The organism is Pseudoalteromonas sp. SWYJZ98 (genome assembly GCF_015864495.1).
In the GTDB taxonomy this organism is placed as follows: Bacteria; Pseudomonadota; Gammaproteobacteria; order Enterobacterales; family Alteromonadaceae; genus Pseudoalteromonas; species Pseudoalteromonas distincta.
In genome coordinates this window covers 98,853-119,421 of the sequence record NZ_JADYXA010000008.1, presented here as the reverse complement: position 1 = coordinate 119,421, position 20,569 = coordinate 98,853, and the positions used below count along the sequence as shown (strand labels likewise).

At 40.9% G+C, this 20,569-nt stretch carries 20 protein-coding genes; 10 read left to right on the top strand and 10 right to left on the bottom strand.

Annotation, left to right across the window (positions count from 1 at the left end):
- Positions 1 to 145: 145 nt before the first annotated feature.
- The 7 genes from I6F10_RS08240 to pspF all read right to left on the bottom strand — a co-directional run bounded on the left by I6F10_RS08240 (position 146) and on the right by pspF (position 7,075).
- The gene (locus I6F10_RS08240; protein WP_165742971.1) at positions 146 to 631 is read right to left on the bottom strand and encodes a VOC family protein; all 486 of its coding nucleotides are present in this window, start codon (positions 629 to 631) and stop codon (positions 146 to 148) included.
- Positions 632 to 719: 88 nt separating this feature from the next.
- Entirely contained in the window at positions 720 to 1,481 is a 762-nt protein-coding gene (locus I6F10_RS08235; protein WP_165742972.1) for an ATP-binding cassette domain-containing protein, read from the bottom strand.
- Entirely contained in the window at positions 1,481 to 2,473 is a 993-nt protein-coding gene (locus I6F10_RS08230; protein WP_165742973.1) for a peptide ABC transporter ATP-binding protein, read from the bottom strand. Before I6F10_RS08230 ends, I6F10_RS08235 begins: the two co-directional genes overlap by 1 nt.
- Positions 2,474 to 3,367, bottom strand: coding sequence for an ABC transporter permease subunit (locus I6F10_RS08225; RefSeq protein WP_165742974.1), 894 nt, complete (start codon positions 3,365 to 3,367; stop codon positions 2,474 to 2,476).
- Positions 3,354 to 4,388, bottom strand: a complete 1,035-nt coding sequence (locus tag I6F10_RS08220) for an ABC transporter permease (protein WP_165742975.1) — start codon at positions 4,386 to 4,388, stop codon at positions 3,354 to 3,356. The genes I6F10_RS08225 and I6F10_RS08220 overlap by 14 nt, the downstream gene beginning before the upstream one ends.
- Complete coding sequence (locus tag I6F10_RS08215; RefSeq protein ID WP_024596506.1) at positions 4,388 to 5,995, bottom strand: ABC transporter substrate-binding protein; 1,608 nt, start codon at positions 5,993 to 5,995, stop codon at positions 4,388 to 4,390. The genes I6F10_RS08220 and I6F10_RS08215 overlap by 1 nt, the downstream gene beginning before the upstream one ends.
- A 15-nt stretch (positions 5,996 to 6,010) precedes the next feature.
- On the bottom strand, positions 6,011 to 7,075 hold the full coding sequence (gene pspF / locus I6F10_RS08210) for a phage shock protein operon transcriptional activator (protein ID WP_138488751.1): 1,065 nt from the start codon (positions 7,073 to 7,075) through the stop codon (positions 6,011 to 6,013).
- A 186-nt stretch (positions 7,076 to 7,261) separates the two neighbouring features.
- Here pspF and pspA point away from each other — a divergent pair, with 186 nt between their 5' ends.
- The 9 genes from pspA (at position 7,262) to I6F10_RS08165 (ending at position 15,095) form a co-directional block, all read left to right on the top strand.
- Entirely contained in the window at positions 7,262 to 7,921 is a 660-nt protein-coding gene (pspA, locus tag I6F10_RS08205) for a phage shock protein PspA (protein ID WP_007376832.1), read from the top strand.
- A 72-nt stretch (positions 7,922 to 7,993) separates the two neighbouring features.
- Positions 7,994 to 8,227 (top strand): envelope stress response membrane protein PspB, encoded by a 234-nt coding sequence (pspB, locus tag I6F10_RS08200; RefSeq protein ID WP_024596504.1) that lies wholly within the window; start codon positions 7,994 to 7,996, stop codon positions 8,225 to 8,227.
- Positions 8,224 to 8,625, top strand: coding sequence for an envelope stress response membrane protein PspC (gene pspC, locus I6F10_RS08195; protein WP_165742976.1), 402 nt, complete (start codon positions 8,224 to 8,226; stop codon positions 8,623 to 8,625). The genes pspB and pspC overlap by 4 nt, the downstream gene beginning before the upstream one ends.
- 63 nt (positions 8,626 to 8,688) lie before the next feature.
- The gene (locus I6F10_RS08190; protein ID WP_197098717.1) at positions 8,689 to 10,107 is read left to right on the top strand and encodes a YcjX family protein; all 1,419 of its coding nucleotides are present in this window, start codon (positions 8,689 to 8,691) and stop codon (positions 10,105 to 10,107) included.
- Positions 10,104 to 11,126, top strand: coding sequence for a TIGR01620 family protein (locus tag I6F10_RS08185; protein ID WP_002958329.1), 1,023 nt, complete (start codon positions 10,104 to 10,106; stop codon positions 11,124 to 11,126). Before I6F10_RS08190 ends, I6F10_RS08185 begins: the two co-directional genes overlap by 4 nt.
- A 150-nt stretch (positions 11,127 to 11,276) precedes the next feature.
- Positions 11,277 to 12,458, top strand: coding sequence for a methionine gamma-lyase (gene megL, locus I6F10_RS08180; RefSeq protein WP_197098716.1), 1,182 nt, complete (start codon positions 11,277 to 11,279; stop codon positions 12,456 to 12,458).
- A gap of 236 nt (positions 12,459 to 12,694) precedes the next feature.
- The gene (phhA, locus tag I6F10_RS08175) at positions 12,695 to 13,492 is read left to right on the top strand and encodes a phenylalanine 4-monooxygenase (RefSeq protein WP_010553750.1); all 798 of its coding nucleotides are present in this window, start codon (positions 12,695 to 12,697) and stop codon (positions 13,490 to 13,492) included.
- Positions 13,493 to 13,529: 37 nt separating this feature from the next.
- A complete protein-coding gene (locus I6F10_RS08170) occupies positions 13,530 to 13,874 on the top strand; it encodes a 4a-hydroxytetrahydrobiopterin dehydratase (RefSeq protein WP_165742980.1) in 345 nt (114 codons plus the stop codon).
- Between the two features lie 228 nt (positions 13,875 to 14,102).
- Entirely contained in the window at positions 14,103 to 15,095 is a 993-nt protein-coding gene (locus I6F10_RS08165) for a DUF2971 domain-containing protein (protein ID WP_165742981.1), read from the top strand.
- 109 nt (positions 15,096 to 15,204) lie between these two features.
- On the opposite strand, the gene dapD is transcribed toward I6F10_RS08165, so the two are convergent.
- The 3 genes from dapD to map are packed head-to-tail and all read right to left on the bottom strand — an operon-like array spanning position 15,205 to position 19,476.
- Entirely contained in the window at positions 15,205 to 16,032 is an 828-nt protein-coding gene (dapD, locus tag I6F10_RS08160) for a 2,3,4,5-tetrahydropyridine-2,6-dicarboxylate N-succinyltransferase (RefSeq protein ID WP_149591838.1), read from the bottom strand.
- 9 nt (positions 16,033 to 16,041) lie between these two features.
- Entirely contained in the window at positions 16,042 to 18,660 is a 2,619-nt protein-coding gene (glnD, locus tag I6F10_RS08155; RefSeq protein ID WP_165742982.1) for a [protein-PII] uridylyltransferase, read from the bottom strand.
- A gap of 30 nt (positions 18,661 to 18,690) precedes the next feature.
- Positions 18,691 to 19,476, bottom strand: coding sequence for a type I methionyl aminopeptidase (gene map / locus I6F10_RS08150; protein ID WP_165742983.1), 786 nt, complete (start codon positions 19,474 to 19,476; stop codon positions 18,691 to 18,693).
- A gap of 271 nt (positions 19,477 to 19,747) precedes the next feature.
- On the opposite strand from map, the gene rpsB reads away from it, so the two are divergent.
- Positions 19,748 to 20,476, top strand: coding sequence for a 30S ribosomal protein S2 (rpsB, locus tag I6F10_RS08145; RefSeq protein ID WP_002958321.1), 729 nt, complete (start codon positions 19,748 to 19,750; stop codon positions 20,474 to 20,476).
- Positions 20,477 to 20,569: the final 93 nt, after the last annotated feature.

Sequence of the window (20,569 nt, the reverse complement as noted above, 5' to 3'; positions counted from 1 at the left end):
AAGCGCACAGGGCGTGCATCTGTGAAAGTGTTATGGCAAGGATGGCTTAAATTACAAGCCATCCTTGAAGGCTACGATTTAGCAAAATCTCTTGAGTCAGACTTGTGATCAAGAGACAGCTTTTAAAGCGCCTTTTTATTGTCTTTTAATTACCTCTGGCAATAAACTCAATCCGATTGCCGCTAGGCTCTCTTATCATCATATGTTGGGTTGGGCTGCTACCTAAGTTTTCGGGTGCAAACTCTATAATAATATTATTTTGCATTTTTAAGTGTTCATGTAGCTCGCTTAACTTTTTGATACTTTCAACACTGAGTGCTAAATGGTGTAAGCCCACATTTTCTGCTCGATTAAACTCCACACGTTTTGCATCGTTTTTCACGCGCCATAATGTAATGGTTATTTTATTGTTTGATAAAAAATAAGCAGGATAGGCTGGGTCATTTCCTAGCGTTTTAAAGCCAAGTACATCAGTAAAAAATGCTTCGGATGCATCTAAGTTTGATACGGTTAAACCTAAATGATCAACGCCACCAACCCAGTTTTTAATCTTTTTTGGTGTATCAGCAATAGCTGAGGCTGATAGAAAGAGTAGGGGGGAAAGGCTAAGTAGTAACTTTTGTTTAAGCATGAGATCTCTTATTAATTAAATACAATTAACAAGAAGACCTAGTTAAATACGGTTACCTTACAAAAAAGTTAGGTATTTATAATCTGTTTTAGCAGCTTAATAAACGCTGCGTTACTTTTGATTGAGGGTTTTGAAAAACATCTTCAGTAGGGCCGTATTCAACTACTTCGCCTTTATCGAGTACAACCACATAATCACTGATGTGGCGCACTAGACTTAAATGATGGGTGATCATCACATACGTAAGGCCTGTGTCGCGCTGCAGCTTAAGTAATAAATTCACTATTTGAGCGCGTATAGAAGGGTCTAAAGACGAAACGGCTTCATCAAGCACAATCACCTTAGGATCTAAAATTAATGCACGAGAAAATGCAACACGCTGTAGTTGCCCCACACTAAACATATGCGGGTAGTAGTGTTTATGATCGATTAACAAACCCACCTTTGAAAGCGTTGCATCAATCTTTTCAGTGCGTTCACTAGCATCAAGCTCAGTATTATATTGCAGGCAATCATCAAGCATTTCGCCAATGGTTAACCCTGGGTTGAGCGATGCCGCTGAATCTTGAAAAATCATACGAATATGGCGACATTGATTATCACGTACGCCATTATCTTCGATAATATTATTCTCGAGTAAAATTTGCCCGCTATCGGCACTATCAGCTCCTGAAAGTAGTTTTGCCAACGTACTTTTACCTGCGCCTGTTTCGCCAATTATGGCAATGCTTTCACCTCTACCTACGCAAAATGAAATGTTTTTAAGAACTTCAAACTTTTTACGTGAAAAAAGCCCAGCTCGCACATTAAAGGTTTTACTAAGCGCTTGTACTTTTAACAGTGGCTGCATTACTTCATGTCCTTAATTAACGGAAAGTGACACGCATAACTATGCCCATGATGCTTAGTCAGGGCTGGTGTAACCACACAGGCTTTTTGCGCTTGTGGACAACGCGGCCCAAGGCGACAGCCAATAGGCAAATGTTGCAGAGTAGGGATAGTCCCTTTAAGCGCATAAAAAGGTTCTTTATGTGCTAAGCCTTGTTCGTAGTCTGGCAGGCTTTTTAGTAATGCTTGCGTGTATGGATGGCGAGGCTGTTTAAATATTTCATGGGTTGGGCCTGCTTCAACCATTTGCCCGCAATATAAAACATGAATGCCATGCGACCAATGTGCAATCTCTTCCAGTTCATGAGAGATCATCAAAATAGACATGTTTTTAAGTTGGTTTAAGCTTTTTAGTAATCTAAATACTTGTGCGCGAGTTGTGCTCTCAAGCGCTGTAGTTGGCTCATCAGCGATTAATAACTTAGGCGTGCGGGCAATGGCCATTGCAATCATTACTTTTTGACATACGCCTTCTGAGAGCTCATGAGGGTAACTACTTAGTACTGCTTCGTGGTTTTTAATACCCACCTTATGAATAAGCGCTTTTACTCTGTCTTTTCTCTCGCGGTTGCGCTTTAAAAAGAAACCTTTAGTTGCGATCTCTGGCAATGTTTCGGCAATTTGGTCAAATATTTTAGCGGTTGGGTCAAGGCAGCGACTTGGATCTTGATAGATCATCGCTATATCTTGGCTTACTATTTTACGGCGTTTCTCTGGGCTTAAACGCATTAGGTCTACGCCGCGCCAATGAATACGGTCTGCAGTAATGTCCCAGCGTTCGTTTAATACTCCAATAATCGCTTTTGCTATTAGGCTTTTACCAGAGCCAGACTCGCCTACTAGCGCATGTACTTCGCCTTCTTTTAAGCTAAAACTCACTCTGTCTACGGCTCTAATTACAGTTTCAGAGGTGCGTAGTTCAATTGTTAAGTTACGAACATCGAGTAATTGCATTTAATCAGCCTTACGTGCTTTTAGCACTTGTCGTAGGCCATCGCCTACTAAATTAGTAGATAACACGGCTAAAAATAACAGTACACCAGGTAGCGCTACAGTCCATGGCGCTAAATAAATAAGGCCTAAGTTTTCGGCTAATATTGCGCCCCATTCGGTCGTCGGTGGTTGAGCCCCTAATTTTAAAAATCCCAGTGCTGAAATATCTAATATCGCAGTAGAAAGCGCCATCGTGAATACAACCACAATATGCTCATAAATATTAGGGAAAATACCGCGCGATATTATATGCCAATTAGATGCGCCATCGAGTCTAAACGCAGTAATGTAATCTTTACTTAATTCATCAACAATTAGGTTGCGCACCGAGTGAATAAATTGCGGTAGTAACGCTAAAATAATTGCCCATACGGTATTCATTAAACCAGGGCCGAGTATGGCGATTATTATTATGGCCAATAACAAAGAAGGAATAGAAAGTGTTATATCAAGTAAATGATTTAAAAAGCTTGAACGCAACCCTTTACTGATCCCTGCAAAAGTCCCCACTAATACACCAAACAGGGTCGTGATTAGGGCTGCTACAACAGAAAGTCCAAACGTATATGTTGCACCATTCATTAAGCGCGAGAGTACATCACGGCCTAAATCATCGGTGCCTAAAATAAAGCGTACATCGCCCATTTCTCGCCATGAGGGCGGTATGAGTAGTGCATCACTATGCTGTTGGTTTACGCCATAGGGCGCTAAAAAAGGAGCTGTGGCGGCCAATAATGCAAACGCCATAAATATCCATAAACCAACCAAAGCTGGGTGATTGTTTTTAAATTTGCGCCAAAATCGCGCAAGTGGCGATTTATTCGACTCTTCAGAAAATAAATTAAACTTTGCCATGGGCCTGATTCCGCGAGAGTGGATCGAATAAAGTGTAAGTAAGCTCAGTTATGATAGTGGCTAAAATAACAAATAAAGATACCGCCATTAACCCACCTTGAATTGCAGGAAAGTCGCGCTGATAAATACTATCGATTAACCAACGGCCAATACCCGGCCACGAAAAAATAACTTCAGTAATCATCGCAAGCGTTATCAAGGTGCTAAATTGCAAACCAATTTGCTTAATTACTGGTAGTAGTGCATTACGCAGTGCATGGTGCATGATAAGTTGACGGCGGTTTAGGCCTTTTGCCCTAGCTGTTTTAATAAAGTTTTGATCCATTACTTTAAGCATAGACTCGCGTGTAAAGCGCACTAATACCGTGGTTGGATACATGGCCAGTACAATAGTAGGAAGTGTTAAATGGCGCAGTGCATCAACAAAGGCCATCCCTTTATATGGAAATCCAGCGAGAGCAATATCAATTAATATAAACCCTGTACTGGCGGGTATTTCGTAAAGGAGGCCCATTCTGCCCGACATAGGAAACCAGCCAAGCTTTAATGAAAAAACCATTATCAACAACAATGCGAGCCAAAACACAGGCATCGAATAACCTACCATAGTGACAGAGTTTATAAGTTTATCGGGCCAGCGTTTATGATAGCCAGAGCCTAAAATACCAGTAGGTACACCAATAACAACCGATACAATTAGTGCATATACGCTTAGCTCTAAAGTAGCCGGTAGTAAGTCAATAATATGGCTAAATACGCTATTACCAGAGGCAAACGAAAGCCCCCAATCGCCTTGAAATATTCTCCCTAAAAAGGCAATGTATTGCATAAAGTAATTGCTGTTGTATAAATATTTATCTTCAAGCTCACTATGCTGTGCAAAGTTACCACTTGGTATGCCACTTAAGTTACTTAGCGGATCACCGGGGAATAAATACGCCAGTGAAAACGTAAATACGCTGAGCATTAGTATCATAAAAAAGAACAAACCAAGGCGACGTAAAATATAATCTACGATCATTATTTCTTCCTCGCATTAGCAAGCGAAATAGCACCAAACGGGCCAAGTGTTATGCCTTCCACATCAGCGCTACTTGCTTGAAAGCGCAGGCCATGAGCAATAGGTAATAACGGCAACTCTTTAATAATTAAGCTTTGTGCGTCTTCGTAGTATTTTTTACGTTTGTTTAAATCAGTGGTGTCTAGTGCTTTAGTAAGCAATAAATCAAATTGGGGATTACACCAGTTTGCAGGGTTTTTGCCACTAAAAGTAGCGGTGCAACTCAGCAGCGGGCTAAAAAAGTTATCAGGGTCGGGTGTATCTGCGGCCCAACCAAGTAATACACTGTCGTGCCTATGCTCGCCAATACGTTGAATAAACGTATTCCACTCATATTCTACAATACTGACGTTAACGCCTACTTTGCGTAAATCACTTTGCATAAGCTCAGCCATTTTACGTGCGTTGGGATTATAAATACGACTCACAGGCATAGCCCATATCGTCATATCAAAGCCATTAGGCAACCCTGCTTCAATAAGTAACTTTTTAGCAAGTTCTGGATCAAACGTAGGTATATCTTCTTGTGGCTCAAATGCCCAAGAGGTTGGCGGCAAAATAGATTGTGCGCGAGTACCGTTACCGTAATAAACCGCCTGCATTATTTTATCTACATCTATTGCGTGCGCAAGCGCTTGGCGTACGCGTAAGTCGTCAAACGGGGCACGCTCTGTATTAAATGCCCAATAACCTATGTTTAAGTTTGTTTCTTTTTCGACGTTTATATCATCACGTTGCGCTAAAATGCTCAATTGTGCACTACTTGGATGAGCCGTTACATCGCACTCTTTAGTCAGCATTTTTGCTATGCGCGTAGTGCCATTAGGGGTTATATCGTAAACCAATTGCTCAAGTGCAACGTCATGCTTCCAATAAAGTGGGTTACGGTAAAAGCGCACAAGATGATCTCGGCGGTATTCTTTATAAATATACGGGCCGGTGCCAATAGGGTACTGATCAAATAAGTTTTTTTGATTATTTTTCTTAAGTTTCATGGCGTATTCTTCTGAAAGCACCACGGCAAAGTCGGTAGCCATATTAGCTAAAAAACTACTTTCAGGATTAAACAATTCAAAACGGACTTGGTAGTCAGACACGCGCACAATTTTGCGAATAAGTTGATCAATTCCTACACTTTGAAAATAAGGGTAATCGGCATCGCCCACAAAGTGATATGGATTATATACATCGAATAATCGGCTAAAGGTGAATATAACGTCGTCGGCGTTAAAGTCCCGCGATGGGGTAAAATAAGAAGTTGTATGAAACTTTACATCTTTACGTAGGGTAAAGGTAACCGATTTACCATCTTTGCTAATTTTCCAATCGGTCGCCAGCTCACTTTGAAACTCTGCCGTAACAGGGTCAATGCTAATTAAGCGGTCGTATAATTGGTTAGCAATTATATCAATAGTTGAACCGGTGGTCGTGACTTGCGGATTAAACGACACAGGGTTAGCTTCAGCGCAATAAACTAAGCCTTGGTTTTTTTCTTCTATGATTTCTTCTTTGCTATCAAGGCAACCAACTAAAGTGGTGGTAAGCAAAACAAGTAATAATTTATGCACCCGCATAACCTCTGACTATTGTTGATCCAACAAGTTGTATTTTTTAAGATAACCACGTAATTGATGATACGTTAAACCAAGTACTTCTGCAGTTTTCTTTTGATTAAATTGGCTATGTTCGAGTGCCTTATTAATCATGTTTATTTCAAAGTCGTTTGAACGCTCTTTTAAGCTGCACGGAAATTGAATATCAACGGCTGAATCATTGCTTGTTTGAGTAATCGGCGGCGCAACAACAATAGGCTCTGCATTAACCGTTTGAGCCGCTACAGGTGCTTTAATACGCGCTTTTGGTCTAAATGGGCTATCGAATGGGTCTAAAATAATCTGGTGAACGGGAATATGTTCACTACCGTGGCGATACAAACTGCGTTCAACCACATTTTTAAGTTCACGAATATTACCAGGCCAATCATAACTAAGCAGTGTTTCTGTTGCGCTTCGGGTAAAACCGCTAAACAGTTCCCACTCTAAATCGCGCGCCATGTTCATCGCAAACTGCTCAGCAAGAAGCATAATATCGTCTTGGCGTTCGCGCAGTGGTGGTAGGGTAATTACATCAAAGGCAAGGCGATCGAGTAAATCACTTCTAAATTCACCTTGCTCGGCCAAATAAGGAAGATCTTCGTTTGTCGCACACACTAAGCGGGTATCTACTTTTACAGTTTGTTTGCCGCCAACACGTTCAAACTCACCGTATTCTATAACGCGCAGCAGTTTTTCTTGTACCATAGCTGAGGTATTAGCTAATTCATCTAAAAACAGTGTGCCGCTGTTAGCGCGTTCAAAACGACCTTCGTGACGTTTACTTGCCCCCGTAAAAGCACCGCTTTCGTGGCCAAATAATTCACTTTCGAGTAGGTTTTCGTTAAGCGCTGCACAGTTGAGTTTTACGTAGTTTTGATCCCAGCGTTTTGATAAAAAGTGTAAGCGTGCTGCTATTAGCTCTTTACCTGTGCCGCGTTCACCAATAATAAGTACCGGTTTATCTAAATTAGCCAGTTGCGATACCTGATCTAATACAGACAGAAAGCTATCTGATTGGCCGAGTAAATTATCCTGTTGGCGATATTGGCTCATATTTCCTAACTCTTGGTCATTTTTACTAACAGTTAGTGTATTTCATAATTAAGGATAACTAAAGAAATTTGTATATTTAGTTTAACGTAATGAAAATAAAGTGTATTTTAACTTTTAAAAAGTTGGCAAGCATATTGATACTAGTTATAGCAGACTAACTAAGTTTTAATTACAGAGGTAAATGTTATGGGAATTTTTTCACGTTTTGCAGATATTGTTAATTCTAATATCAACGCCATTTTAGATAAAGCAGAAGACCCAGAAAAAATGGTTCGTCTGATTATTCAAGAGATGGAAGATACGCTTGTTGAAGTACGTTCTACATCAGCTAAAACATTGGCTGAGAAAAAAGAAATTGTACGCCGCTTAGATACACTTAAAGCGCAGGTAAGTGATTGGCAAGATAAAGCCGAACTGGCTTTAAGTAAAGACCGCGACGATTTAGCGCGTTCAGCATTACTTGAAAAGCAAAAGTCGGCAGATGCAGTTGCTTCAGTAGCGAGTGAGCTTGAACATGTAGAGTCTCATATTGAGAAATTACAGCAAGAAGTAACGACGTTACAAGAAAAGCTAGCAGATGCTAAATCTCGTCAAAAAGCGATTATACTTCGCCAGCGTTCGGCTGAGTCGCGCCTTGAAGTGAAAAAGACACTTGATAGCTCAAAAGTAGAAGAAGCACTTAACCGCTTTGAACGTTACGAAACCAAAATTGATGGACTAGAATCTCAAATTGAGTCGTACGATTTAGGTAAAAAGACGTTAGCGGATGAAATTGCTAATCTACAAAAAAATGAAAAGATAGATGATGAGCTAGCCGAACTTAAAAAGAAGTTAGCTGATAAATAATTACATATAAAAATATATGGGGCCCATGTGCCCCAGCTTAAAAACATCAAAACGGATTGTCAGGAGAGGATTATGTTTGATCCAGAGATATTAGTTGCACCATTTATCTTGTTTATGATTTTTGTTGCTCCGCTGTGGCTAATTTTGCACTACCGTAGCAAAAAACAAGTAAGCCAAGGTTTAAGTGAGCACGAACATCGCCAATTACTTGAGCTTGCACACAAAGCTGAAAAAATGGCTGATCGATTAGAAACACTTGAAGCATTGCTTGATCAAGAGTCACCACAATGGAGACGCAAAGTATGAGTGCCAAACGCGAATTATTAAGAGACCCACAACGCGGTAAAATAGCCGGAGTATGTGCGGGATTAAGTGACTACTTTAATATGGAGTTATGGTTAGTTCGCATTATATTTGTTAGTGCGGTACTGCTAACGGGTGGCCCATTATTTGTGGTAGCGTATATTGCAGCTTGGTTCATTTTAGATAAAAAAGAGCCCGCAACAGCGCAAACTAAAAACTCAACTAAAACTGACGATCCGCTAGAAGTAAAATTTAAAGTATGGCAAAAGGGCGAGCCACCGCGCCGCGCATTGCAAGATTTAAAAGAGCGTTTAACGCGTGTAGATACTCGCCTTCAAGATATGGAGCGCCATGTTACTTCAAGCGAGTTTACGGTGAGCCGTGAAATTAACAAACTTTAAAGGATTTAATAGCACCTTATTTGCAGCGTGATAAATTACGGCAAATTAGGTGCAAGACACTTTATGAGCCAATCATTTGCAAAAAAGACCTTTAAAAGCATTAAAGGCAAAGCACAAAAAGCCCTTCATCGCAGTTTAGACCAACACGTAAAGCTTGCCGTAACTGGCCTAAGTGGTAGTGGTAAAACTGCCTTTATTACCGCGCTTGTTAAACACTTAACAACCCAAGCGGACGATAAAAACTTACCTTTTTTTGATGTAATGCGCGAGCACCGCCATGTGGCCACTAAAGTTGTGCCGCAAGAGGCGTTAAAAGTCCCTACGTTTAATTATACCCGCGCGCTAAATTCATTATTACCAAGCGATGGGGTGCCTACATGGCCTGCATCTACCGAGCGTATTAATACGCTACGCTTAGCAATAAAGTATCAAAGTAATGCAGGGCTGCGCGGCCATTTTTCACCGCAATCAACGCTTTATTTAGATATTATTGACTATCCGGGTGAATGGCTCCTTGATTTACCTATGCTTGAGCAAAGCTATGCTCAATGGTGCGAGCAGCAATATCCGTTATTAACTCAGCCTTCGCGCGTAAACACATCAAGTGACTTTTTAGCGGCCGTTGAGCAACTTGACTTAAACGCTCCCGTTGATGAAAACGCACTTGCCCATATTGCTCAGCTTTATCAAAGCATGTTAGTCGGGCTTAAAAAAGACACCAAACTTGCCATGTTACAACCTGGGCGCATGCTAATGCCTGGCGACCTACAAGGCGCGCCATTGTTATTGTTTTTTCCGGTATCGGGTGAAATAAACAGTGACGATGTCGTTGCGGGTTCTAATTTAGCGCATTTAATTAAGCGCTTTAACGCCTATATAAAAGAAGTTGTAAAACCATTTTATAATGAGCATTTTAGACACTTCGATCGCCAAATCGTACTTGTAGATGTACTTAGTGCTTTAAACGAAGGGCACGAAACACTCCAAGAGCAAAGCAGTGTAATAAACCAATTACTCGCACATTTTAACTATGGTGAGTCGGGCTTTTTTAAACGTTTATTTAAGCCAAACATAGACAAAATATTATTTGCAGCTAATAAGTCAGATCACATAAGTGCAAAACACCATAAAGATTTAGCACTACTACTTGATTCGCTCGTGCATGAGCAAAGTAATCATTTAAAGTTTGATGGTGTAAAAATAGAAACCATGGCTATGTCGTCAATTACAGCAACGCAGCCGCGCCAAGTTACCGACAAAGGCCAAACGCTTGACTGTATTTATGGTAAACCGCTAAACGAGCCAGATTGGCTTACGTATTTACCGCCGCAACCTCCCTCGCGGATGCTTAATAAAAATGAGTGGCCAGAACAGGGATTTGAGTTTTTATCGTTCTCTCCAATGCCGAGCCCCGATAAACAACTAAAACATATTAGATTAGATCATGTCATGCAGTACCTGCTAGGAGACAAATTAACATGAGTGAGTCAAACCAACCATTTCAAGCAGGGCGTCGTATAGATACGCAAAGCATTGAGCAAAACGAACCCGTTTTAGCACCTGCAAAAATTATTCAGCACGGGCAAAGTGATTACGAAGAACTTGAAGATGAAGCACTAGAGCCAGAAATAGATCTGGAACCTGTTTATAAAAAGTCGAAGTGGCAAACACTTAAAGGTGTTTTTGCTATTAGTTTTATAGTGCTGGTGCTTTTAGAGTTTGCGTACTCGTTAGTATTTGCTTTCGAGCAGTCAATTATTTTAGGCAGTGTTTATTTAACTGCGGTTGTAAGTGGCGTGTTGCTAATAGGGCGCTTATTGTGGCGAGAGTACCGAATGCTGCGCAGTTTAAAGCGTAACCAACTGCACCGAGTTGAAGCCGACAGGCTTTTAAACAGCGAGCAAGTAGGCGGTGCATTACCTTGGCTCGAAAAGCTCAATAAACACCAGGAGCTTGATAACTTTGAAACCTTTAAAAACCAAGTAGCGATGCATCACAGCGACAAAGAAATAATGACGCTGTACGCCAACAGTTTATTAATAACCCAAGACACCAAAGCTAAAAAGCTTATAAATCGTTTTGCGACTGAATCCGCACTGCTAGTTGCCCTGAGCCCACTTGCGCTGGTGGATATGATGGCTGTGCTTTGGCGTGGTACTAAGTTAATTGAACAAATTGGTAAAATTTACGGCATTGGTTTTGGTTACGCAAGCCGCATTAAGCTTTACCGTATGTTGATAAAACAAGTTATGTTTGTAGGCAGTGCTGAGCTTGTATCTGACCTTGCTGCAACTGCACTAAGTGCTGAGCTTTTAGGTAAGCTTTCGGGGCGGGCAGCGCAAGGGGTCAGTGCTGGTATTTTTACAGCGCGTATTGGTTACAAAGCAATGGAGCTTAGTCGCCCATTACCACGGCTTGAAAACAAGCGCAGCTTACTAAAAGGCACTGTGCAAAGCATCGCAGGTAAAATTATGAGCCGTAAAAAGGCTGATTCAACGTAGTAAAGGTAGTGGCAATATTTGTGTACAAACGTGCGCTGCATGGTTTTTACACAAATAGCCATCTGAGCATCCGGCATGCTTGCTGTTTGTAAGCGCATACGTTTTGATTGTTGAATCGCAAAAACATAATAATCAAAAAATGAGCCTACAATGAGCAAGCATCATATAAACACCCAGTGTATTCACGGACCACAAAAAGCAAACGACCCGCACGGCGCACTCAGTTCTCCTTTGTATCAAACCTCTACCTTTCATTTTGAAAATGCCGCACAAGGTGCTGCGCGTTTTGCAGGCGACGAACCTGGCTATATTTATACGCGCTTAGGAAACCCTACAACCACAGAGCTTGAACAAAAAGTTGCTCAACTAGAGAGCTGTGAAGCAGCTGCTGCTACCGCAACAGGTATGGGGGCTGTATCTGCCTCAGTACTGAGCTTTTTATCGCAGGGAGATCATCTTGTTGCCTCAAGTGCTTTATATGGTTGTACCTTTGCGTTTTTCTCGCATATGTTGCCGCGCTGGGGAATCGAAGTCACTTTTGTTGATATGACCAACGAGGATGAACTACGCGCTGCCATCAAAGCTAATTCAAAAATGATATTTGTAGAAACGCCAATCAACCCCACTATGGCGGTTATTGATTTGGCACTCATTGGCGCAGTTGCTAAAGAGCACAGTTTAATTAGTGTAGTCGACAACACCTTTTTAACGCCGCTACTGCAATCGCCTAAAAAATACGGCATCGACATTATAATGCACAGTGCGACCAAGTACTTAAACGGCCACGGAGACGTAGTAGCGGGTATTGTATGTGGATCGCTTGAGCACATAACACACATTAAAATGACCGTATTAAAAGATATTGGTGCAACCATAAGCCCACACGATGCATGGCTAATTAATCGAGGCCTAAAAACACTCGCTATTAGAATAGAACGCCATTGTCAAAGCGCACAAACAATAGCGCAATATCTAGAAGCTCACCCACAAGTAAGCACCGTATATTATCCGGGGCTTAAATCGCACCCAGGTTATAAGTTTATTGGTAATCAAATGAAAGCCGCTGGTGGTGTTATTGCGTTTGAAATAAAAGGCACACTACAAGATGGCGCACAATTTATTGATAGTATGAAACTTTGTACACTTGCAGTAAGCCTCGGCGACGCTGAAACACTGATTCAGCATCCTGCATCTATGACTCACTCGCCTTATACGCCAGAGGAGCGAGCTGCCGCTGGAATAAGTGATGGGCTGATCAGACTCTCGGTTGGGCTTGAAGATGTTAACGATATTATTAGTGATTTAGACCAAGCTTTTACTAAAATTGGTTAGGTGTATTTAATTGTATACACTTAAAATAAGCTACAGGCCTTTATTTAAAGGTCTGTATTTCTAATGTGCCATTAGTGTAATTTTAAATTTACGATATAGTTGATCGCGCTAAATACTGATGTTAGCCTATCTATTAAACTTTTCTTCACTTTTGCATAGTATGGGGTCATTCGATATTCAACAGGTTTGAGTATCACACTGACACCGATTTAGGGCTCACACCCAAGAAGGTACTTATGGCTAAAGCAAGTAAATACACATCCAAAACACCAGACGAAAATGGTGTTATACACTGGAGTGATGAGGAAAATAAAATTTGGTCTGAGCTTGTAGCGCGCCAACTTGCGTGCATTGAAGGCAAAGCCTGCGATGAGTACATGCAAGGGTTAAAAAAGATTAACCTGCCGCACGACCGTATTCCGCAGTTAAGCGAACTAAACGAAGTGTTGCTGGCCACTACCGGTTGGCAAGTTGCGCCAGTACCTGCGCTTATCGACTTTGATGAGTTTTTTAGATTATTGGCAAACAAGCAGTTTCCGGTAGCTACATTTATTCGTAGCCGCGAAGAATTTGACTACCTACAAGAGCCTGATATTTTCCATGAAATATTTGGCCATTGCGCCATGCTAACTAACCCTGACTTTGCCGAGTTTACGCATAAGTACGGGCAATTAGGTTACGCAGCGCAGAAAAAGGACCGTGTATACCTTGCGCGTATATACTGGTTCACAGTCGAATTTGGTTTAATGCAAACCGAAGATGGCCTGCGTATTTACGGCGGCGGCATTTTATCAAGCCCAGGAGAGACTCAGTATGTATACTCAAATACGCCAGAAATTAGCCCAATGAACGTGCTTGATGTACTGCGTACGCCGTACCGTATTGATATTATGCAACCACAGTACTACACCATAAATTCGATTCATGATCTGTTTGATATATCACAAATGGATATTATGACTTTGGTTGAGCGAGCTAAAGAGCTTGGTTTGCACGACCCAAAATTTCCACCAAAAGAAAAATTAGCCAGTTAAACATTAATGCTAAAAAAGCTAAAAGTAAGGATTTAGAATGTCTTCATTAAGTGCACAAAAATGCGAAGCCTGTCATGTAGATGCGCCAAAAGTATCTGACGAAGAGTTAGCGCAATTAATTACTAAAATCCCAGACTGGGTACCAGAAGTACGCGACAGCATTATGCAGCTTGAGCGTGTTTATAAATTTAAAAACTTCAAACAGGCTATCGCGTTTACTAACAAAGTAGGCGACATGGCAGAAGACGAAGGCCACCACCCAGGTTTATTAACCGAGTGGGGCAAAGTAACCGTTACATGGTGGAGTCATTCAATTAAAGGCCTTCACAAAAACGATTTTATTTGCGCAGCTAAAACAGACGACGTATTTAACGCGCTGTAATTAAAAATTAATTGAGCAAACCCAAAAGCACTTATTTTATAAGTGCTTTTTTGGTTTTGGGAGGTTGTTGCTAACAATGAGCAGCAGCTCGGTATTAATTTTATCGGCGTAGGTTGGGTTGAGTGAAACGAAACCCAACTTTTTACGTCTTAGAATATTCAATTTTATTGTTTTCTCTTAAAGAGTTAGACTCAGAGTGAAGAAAGTTAATCATTTAAGGCTTTTTATATGGAATATGTTTATCACTACACTTCTGCGGATGGTTTAAAGGGAATTTTAGAGAGCAAAAGTTTATGGGCTACTAACGCAGAGTATCTTAATGACTTTAGAGAAATTAAAGAAGGTATTGATAAGATAAAATCGCTTAGAGATAGCTTGTCTGAATTTTCACAAAGAAAGCTTGAAGAAATTTATGCAAAGCATAAAAACTTGCCTTTGGATGTAGTTCAAAAAGCAATGCAAAACGAGGAAGTACATCTTGCGAACCATTTTTTACAATTCCTTTGGGACATCATTGAAAAAACTGAATTAGATGAAATTTATACTACTTCATTTACAACTGAGCGAGATAGTCTAAATCATTGGCTTACTTATGGGACAGAACAAACTTCATACTGTATCAAGTTTAATAAAGAAGAGTTGCACGATGACTTGTACTTTAGGCAACGAAAATTTTTAAGCAGCTATGATGCTGTTGAATATAAGCCGGCTACGAATATTTTAAACTCTGTGCTCGAGAAACATTATCTGCCAGAGCTATTAGGCTATATCTTAAATTCAAATCCAGATGAAAAAGAGCAAGATGAAAAATGTGCAATAGCAGCTATTGAAGCTTTTAATGAAGTTATCTTTAAAGTAGCTAGTATAAAAAATAGAGCATTTGAATACGAAAAAGAATATCGTTTTACATTATTTTATCCTGGAATAGTCTCATTAAATGGTAATGAAAAAGTTGATTATTTTGATTTTATAGACTCGTCACATTTTGAATTCTTGGAACCAGAACATGGCGAGTTTTTTCCTTTACATTATAGAACTTTGAAGTCAGGAGTAATTGCTCCATATAGAGCGATACCTTTTCCTAAAAATTCAATTGAAGAAATTATAGTTGGCCCATCAGAGAACAAAGACTTGGCTGTTAAAGGTCTAAAGTCTCTTTTGAGTTCATTGAATTTTAATGTAGAAGTGTCCAAGACTCAAACTTCATTTAGAAGAGTTTAAAAAGCTCCAAACCAACGGCTTAGAGCTTTTCTATATACAATTAAAGTTTAGCTAAAACACTTAACTTCAACGTATCGTTGGGTTTCGTTTCCCTCAACCCAACCGACTATTAATCATCAATTGAGCGTAGTAGGGCGTTTATGCCAACCTTTTCACGTGTTTGTTGATCTACCTTTTTCACGATAATTGCAGCGTAAAGGCTGTGGGTGCCATCTTTAGATGGTAGTGCGCCTGGTACAACTACTGCGCCTGCTGGTACGCGGCCGTAGTGAATTTCGCCGGTTTCACGGTCGTAAATACGGGTGCTTTGGCTGATATAAACGCCCATTGAAATTACTGCGCCTTCTTCAACAATTACGCCTTCAACAATTTCAGAACGTGCGCCAATAAAACAGTTGTCTTCGATGATAGTTGGGTTAGCTTGTAGAGGCTCTAAAACGCCGCCTATGCCTACGCCACCTGATAAATGTACGTTCTTACCAATTTGTGCACACGAGCCTACAGTTGCCCATGTATCAACCATGGTGCCGTCGTCAACGTATGCGCCAATATTTACGTACGATGGCATAAGTACGACGTTTTTACCTACAAAGCTGCCTTTGCGCGCTACAGCGTTTGGTACTACGCGCATACCACCTTGCTGAAATTGCTCTGGCGTGTAGTCGCTAAATTTAAGCGGTACTTTGTCATAAAACTGGTTTACACCGTCGTTCATTGGTTGGTTGTCGCGAATACGAAACGACAGTAATACTGCTTTTTTAAGCCACTGGTGTACAACCCATTCACCTGATATTTTTTCGGCAACGCGTGCTGCGCCACTATCAAGTAAATCAAGTGCGTCAATAATGGCTTGTTTTACGTCGCTTGATACTGTGCTTGGGCTAATGCTATCGCGGTTGTCCCATGCGTTTTCGATCATCGTTTTTAAATCTGACATGTGTGTCCTCTATTCTGTTTCGGCGTTGAATTTTTTACGTAATGCCTGATGAATTTTTGCTTGCTCTTCATCAGTCAGCGCTTGGTATTCGTTATTAGATACAACAAAGAAATCCTCGGCACGTTCACCTACCGTTGTAATACGGGCAGCGTGAATGTGTAGTAAATGCGCTTGGAAAACTTCGGCTATTTTGGTTAGTAAACCTTGTATATCGACGGCTTGAATTTCTATTAAGCTACGGTCTTTGCGTGCATGTGGGCGCAACACAATTTTAGGTTTAATATTAAAATCTTTAAAGCGTTGAGAGCGGCTCTTTTTAAAGCGAATTTTTTTACGTGGATCGCTAAGTGCTTGCTCAAGCCCGCGTTTAATTGATTGCGCTCGACCACTTGCAATAGGGTCGCCACTTACTTCAAGTATTACAAAACTAAACAGGACGTAACCGTCTTTTGTGGTCAGTACTTGCGCGTGCTGTATTTGTGCTTTTTTAGAGCCAATTACACTCACTAATCTCGCAAATAGCGCACCAGAGTAGGGGCTGTATACAAATACTTGTGTACCACCATGCATTGCTTTGTTAGATACAATTACACTGGGTTGGCTTAAATCGGTGCTACTTAATAAATGCTCACTTTGCCACGATATTTGCTGTTCGCTAAAGGCGGTAAAGTAATTGGCTTTAAAGCGACTCCAAATTAAATCAATTTTATTCTCAGGGTAACCTAAGTTGAGTAGACGTTGTTTAGCTTGGTGCTTTTTATCGCGAATTTGGTCGCGCTGATCCATTGGGTTTTCAAGCCCTAGGCGTAATGCGCGCTGCGTGTGCAAGTACAATTCACGCAGTAGGGTGTTTTTCCAATCGTTCCATAAGTTGTCGTTGGTTGCACGTATGTCGGCAACGGTTAAACAATATAGGTAATCGAGTTGGCGCTCTGTTTTAATACGTGTTGCAAAGTCTTTTATTACGGCAGGGTCGTTAATATCTTTACGCTGCGCGGTAACCGACATAAGTAAATGATTACTTACAAGCCATGCAACTAATTTTGCATCAGAGGATGAAAAACCATGTAATTTAGCAAAGGCTATAGCATCAACAGCGCCAAGTTCTGAGTGATCTCCCCCTCGGCCTTTAGCAATGTCGTGAAATATACCGGCTAAATAAAGTAACTCAGGCTTATCCATGCGAGTGACTATTTCACTACAAATCGGAAACTCGCTAATGCCTGTTTTATCAAAATATTCGTAAATATTTTTGATTAATTTGTGAGTATGCTCATCTACGGTGTAGGCGTGAAATAAATCGAACTGCATTTGCCCAAAGATATTACGCCACTGCGGTAAGTAGGCGGCAAGCATGCCGTGCTTGTGCATAAGCGTAAATGCGCGGCCCATGCCATTAGGGTGTTTAACTAAGCGTAAAAAGGCTTCACGACAGGCTGCATAATCTTGTAAATCCCCCAATAATCGGCGGCGTACTTGGCGAATTGTACGAATAGTGCTTGGGTAAATATGCGTTATTGCAGGGTTGTCTGCTATGTGCTCAAACAATACAAAAAGTTGGTCACGTCTAAAAAATACAGATGGATCTTTTACACGTATTTGATGGCCCACTTGTTCAAAGTTTCTGTCGAGCTCTATCACCGTTTTTTCACTACTTTCGGGCATGATACTTTGCTCAAAGTATGAAAGTAGCATTTGGTTAAGTTCGCGCACGCGGCTCATTATTCTAAATAAGCGCTTCATCATTCGCTCAACAGAGGCTTTACCGTCGCTACCAAAACCTAAAATTTCGGCGGCTTGTGGTTGATGATCAAACAATAAGCGGTTTTCAGCCCGACCTGCGGCTAGATGCAGTGCAAAGCGAATATTCCATAGGTTCTCTAGGCACTCAGAAAGCTCTTGAAACTCTTCATGGCTTAAGTAACCGTGACTTATTAACTCTTGCAGGGTTTCGGTTCTAAAGTGCTTTTTTGCAACCCAAATAATAGTTTGCAAGTCGCGCAAGCCACCGGGGTTTTCTTTAATGTTTGGCTCAAGATTATACGCGGTACCATGGCACTTTTTGTGACGTAAGTTTTGTTCTTGAACTTTGGCAGTAAAAAACTCACCGGAGCGCCATACGGGTGTTTCTAGAATATGCGTTTTGAGTTTTTCAAACTCAATATGATTACCAAAAATAAGGCGGCTTTCAAGTAAGCTGGTGGCAAAAGTAACGTCTTCACGTTTTTGATCAATGGCTTGTTCTATAGTGCGCACGCTGTGACCAATCTCTAAGTTGAGATCCCATAGCATGGTGACAAACTGGCCTATTTTTTCGCATATTTCTTCGCTTGGCGGTTTAGTTACAAGCAATAAAAAGTCGATGTCGGAGTAGGGATGTAGCTCCCCTCGTCCGTATCCGCCTACTGCTATTAATGCTAAATCAGGTTCGCACGCTAAGTCGTAAACATGAAAAAGCTTAATTAGTAGGCGGTCAATAAACTCAGCCCGGGCATTAATTAAATTCCCAACCGGTTGTTTAGAAAATTCGTTATGTAACCATTTATAAAAATAGCTAGAACAATCGCGATAATCACTAAGTTGCTCAGCATCGCTGAGCAACTTTTTTACTTTGTTGGGTAATGCCACGTGGGCTGGCTCCTAATTTCTTATTTATTATTAGTGTTCTATGATCCTGTCGATAGTATCATCTGATCGTAGCGTTAAAATTTCAACACCATTTTCAGTCACTAATAAAGTATGTTCCCACTGTGCAGACAAGCTGCGGTCGCGAGTTACTACAGTCCAATCATCTTTAAGTAGCTTACATTGGCGTTTACCCGCATTAACCATTGGTTCAATTGTTAAGCACATGCCCGCTTTTAGAGTTTCGCCAGTACCCGCTTTACCGTAGTGCATTACTTGTGGTTCTTCGTGAAATCCTGCGCCAATACCGTGGCCGCAATATTCACGAACAATAGAGTAATTAAAACTTTCGGCATATTTTTGAATAGCAGAGCCAATATCACCTAAGCGCACACCTGGTTTTACCATTTTAATAGCAAGGTATAAGCTTTCTTGTGTTACTTCTGAAAGACGCTTAGCTTGGATGTTTGGTGTTCCAACGTGGAACATTTTAGAAGTATCGCCGTGGTAGCCATCTTTAATGACTGTTACGTCAATATTTACGCTGTCGCCTTCTTTTAATGCTTTGTCATTTGGAATTCCGTGACAAATAACATGATTAACTGACGTACAAACTGATTTTGGAAAGCCATGATAATTTAACGGAGCAGGGATTGCTTGTTGCACATTAACAATATAATCATGACAAAGTGTATTTAGCTCATCGGTGGTAACACCCGGCACTACATGAGGGCCGATCATTTCAAGTACATCGGCCGCTAAGCGCCCAGCTACGCGCATTTTCTCTATTTCTTCAGGGGTCTTGATAATAGCGCTCATTGAGGCTCCAAAGTTGAGTTTCTAACATTTATCGCCGAACAAATTTTGCACGCGACGTTGAGTATTTAATTTTAATATGGTATAAAGCGCGCCGTCTTTTTACAAATAAATTCTTAAATGATTTTTTGTATTTAAGGCAAACACAATTTTATTTTAACACACACACGTATCGTCACATACACTTGGGTGCATTTGAAGTTTAATTACTTCGGTGTTGGTGCTATGGGATATGTGGAGGCCTAACCCTAAACAACTATAGAGGATCTATAAAATGGCAAACGTTTCAATGCGCGATATGCTTCAAGCTGGTGTTCACTTTGGTCACCAAGCACGTTACTGGAACCCTAAGATGAAGCCTTTCATCTTCGGCACACGTAACCGTGTACATATCATCAACCTTGAGCAAACTGTACCAATGTTCAACGACGCACTTAAGTTTTTATCAAGTGCTGCAGCAAACAAAGGTAAAGTTCTTTTCGTTGGTACTAAGCGCGCAGCAAGCGACGCAGTTAAAGCAGCTGCTTTAGAAAGCGATCAGTTCTTCGTAAATCACCGTTGGTTAGGTGGTATGTTGACTAACTGGAAAACTGTACGTCAATCAATCAAGCGTCTTAAAGACCTTGAAGCACAAAGCCAAGACGGTACTTTCGAGAAATTAACTAAGAAAGAAACGTTAATGCTTAACCGCGAAATGGAAAAGCTTGAAAAGAGCCTTGGTGGTATCAAAAACATGGGCGGTCTTCCAGACGCGCTTTTCGTTATCGATGCTGACCACGAGCACATTGCTATCCGTGAAGCAAACAACCTAGGTATCCCTGTTGTTGCAATCGTTGATACTAACTCTAACCCAGACGGCGTTGATTACATCGTTCCTGGTAACGATGATGCTATCCGTGCTGTAAGCCTTTACACTAGCGCTGTTGCAGCTGCTATCACTGAAGGTCGCGAGAATAACATCGTTGCTCAAGCTGAGAAAGACGATTTCGTTGAAGCTGAGTAATTAGCTATCATCAAGTCTTCATCTTTTTAAGGTGAAGACTTGTTATTCTTGTAGAGCGGGTAACCCGCTTATCTAAACCAGATTTCAGATTTG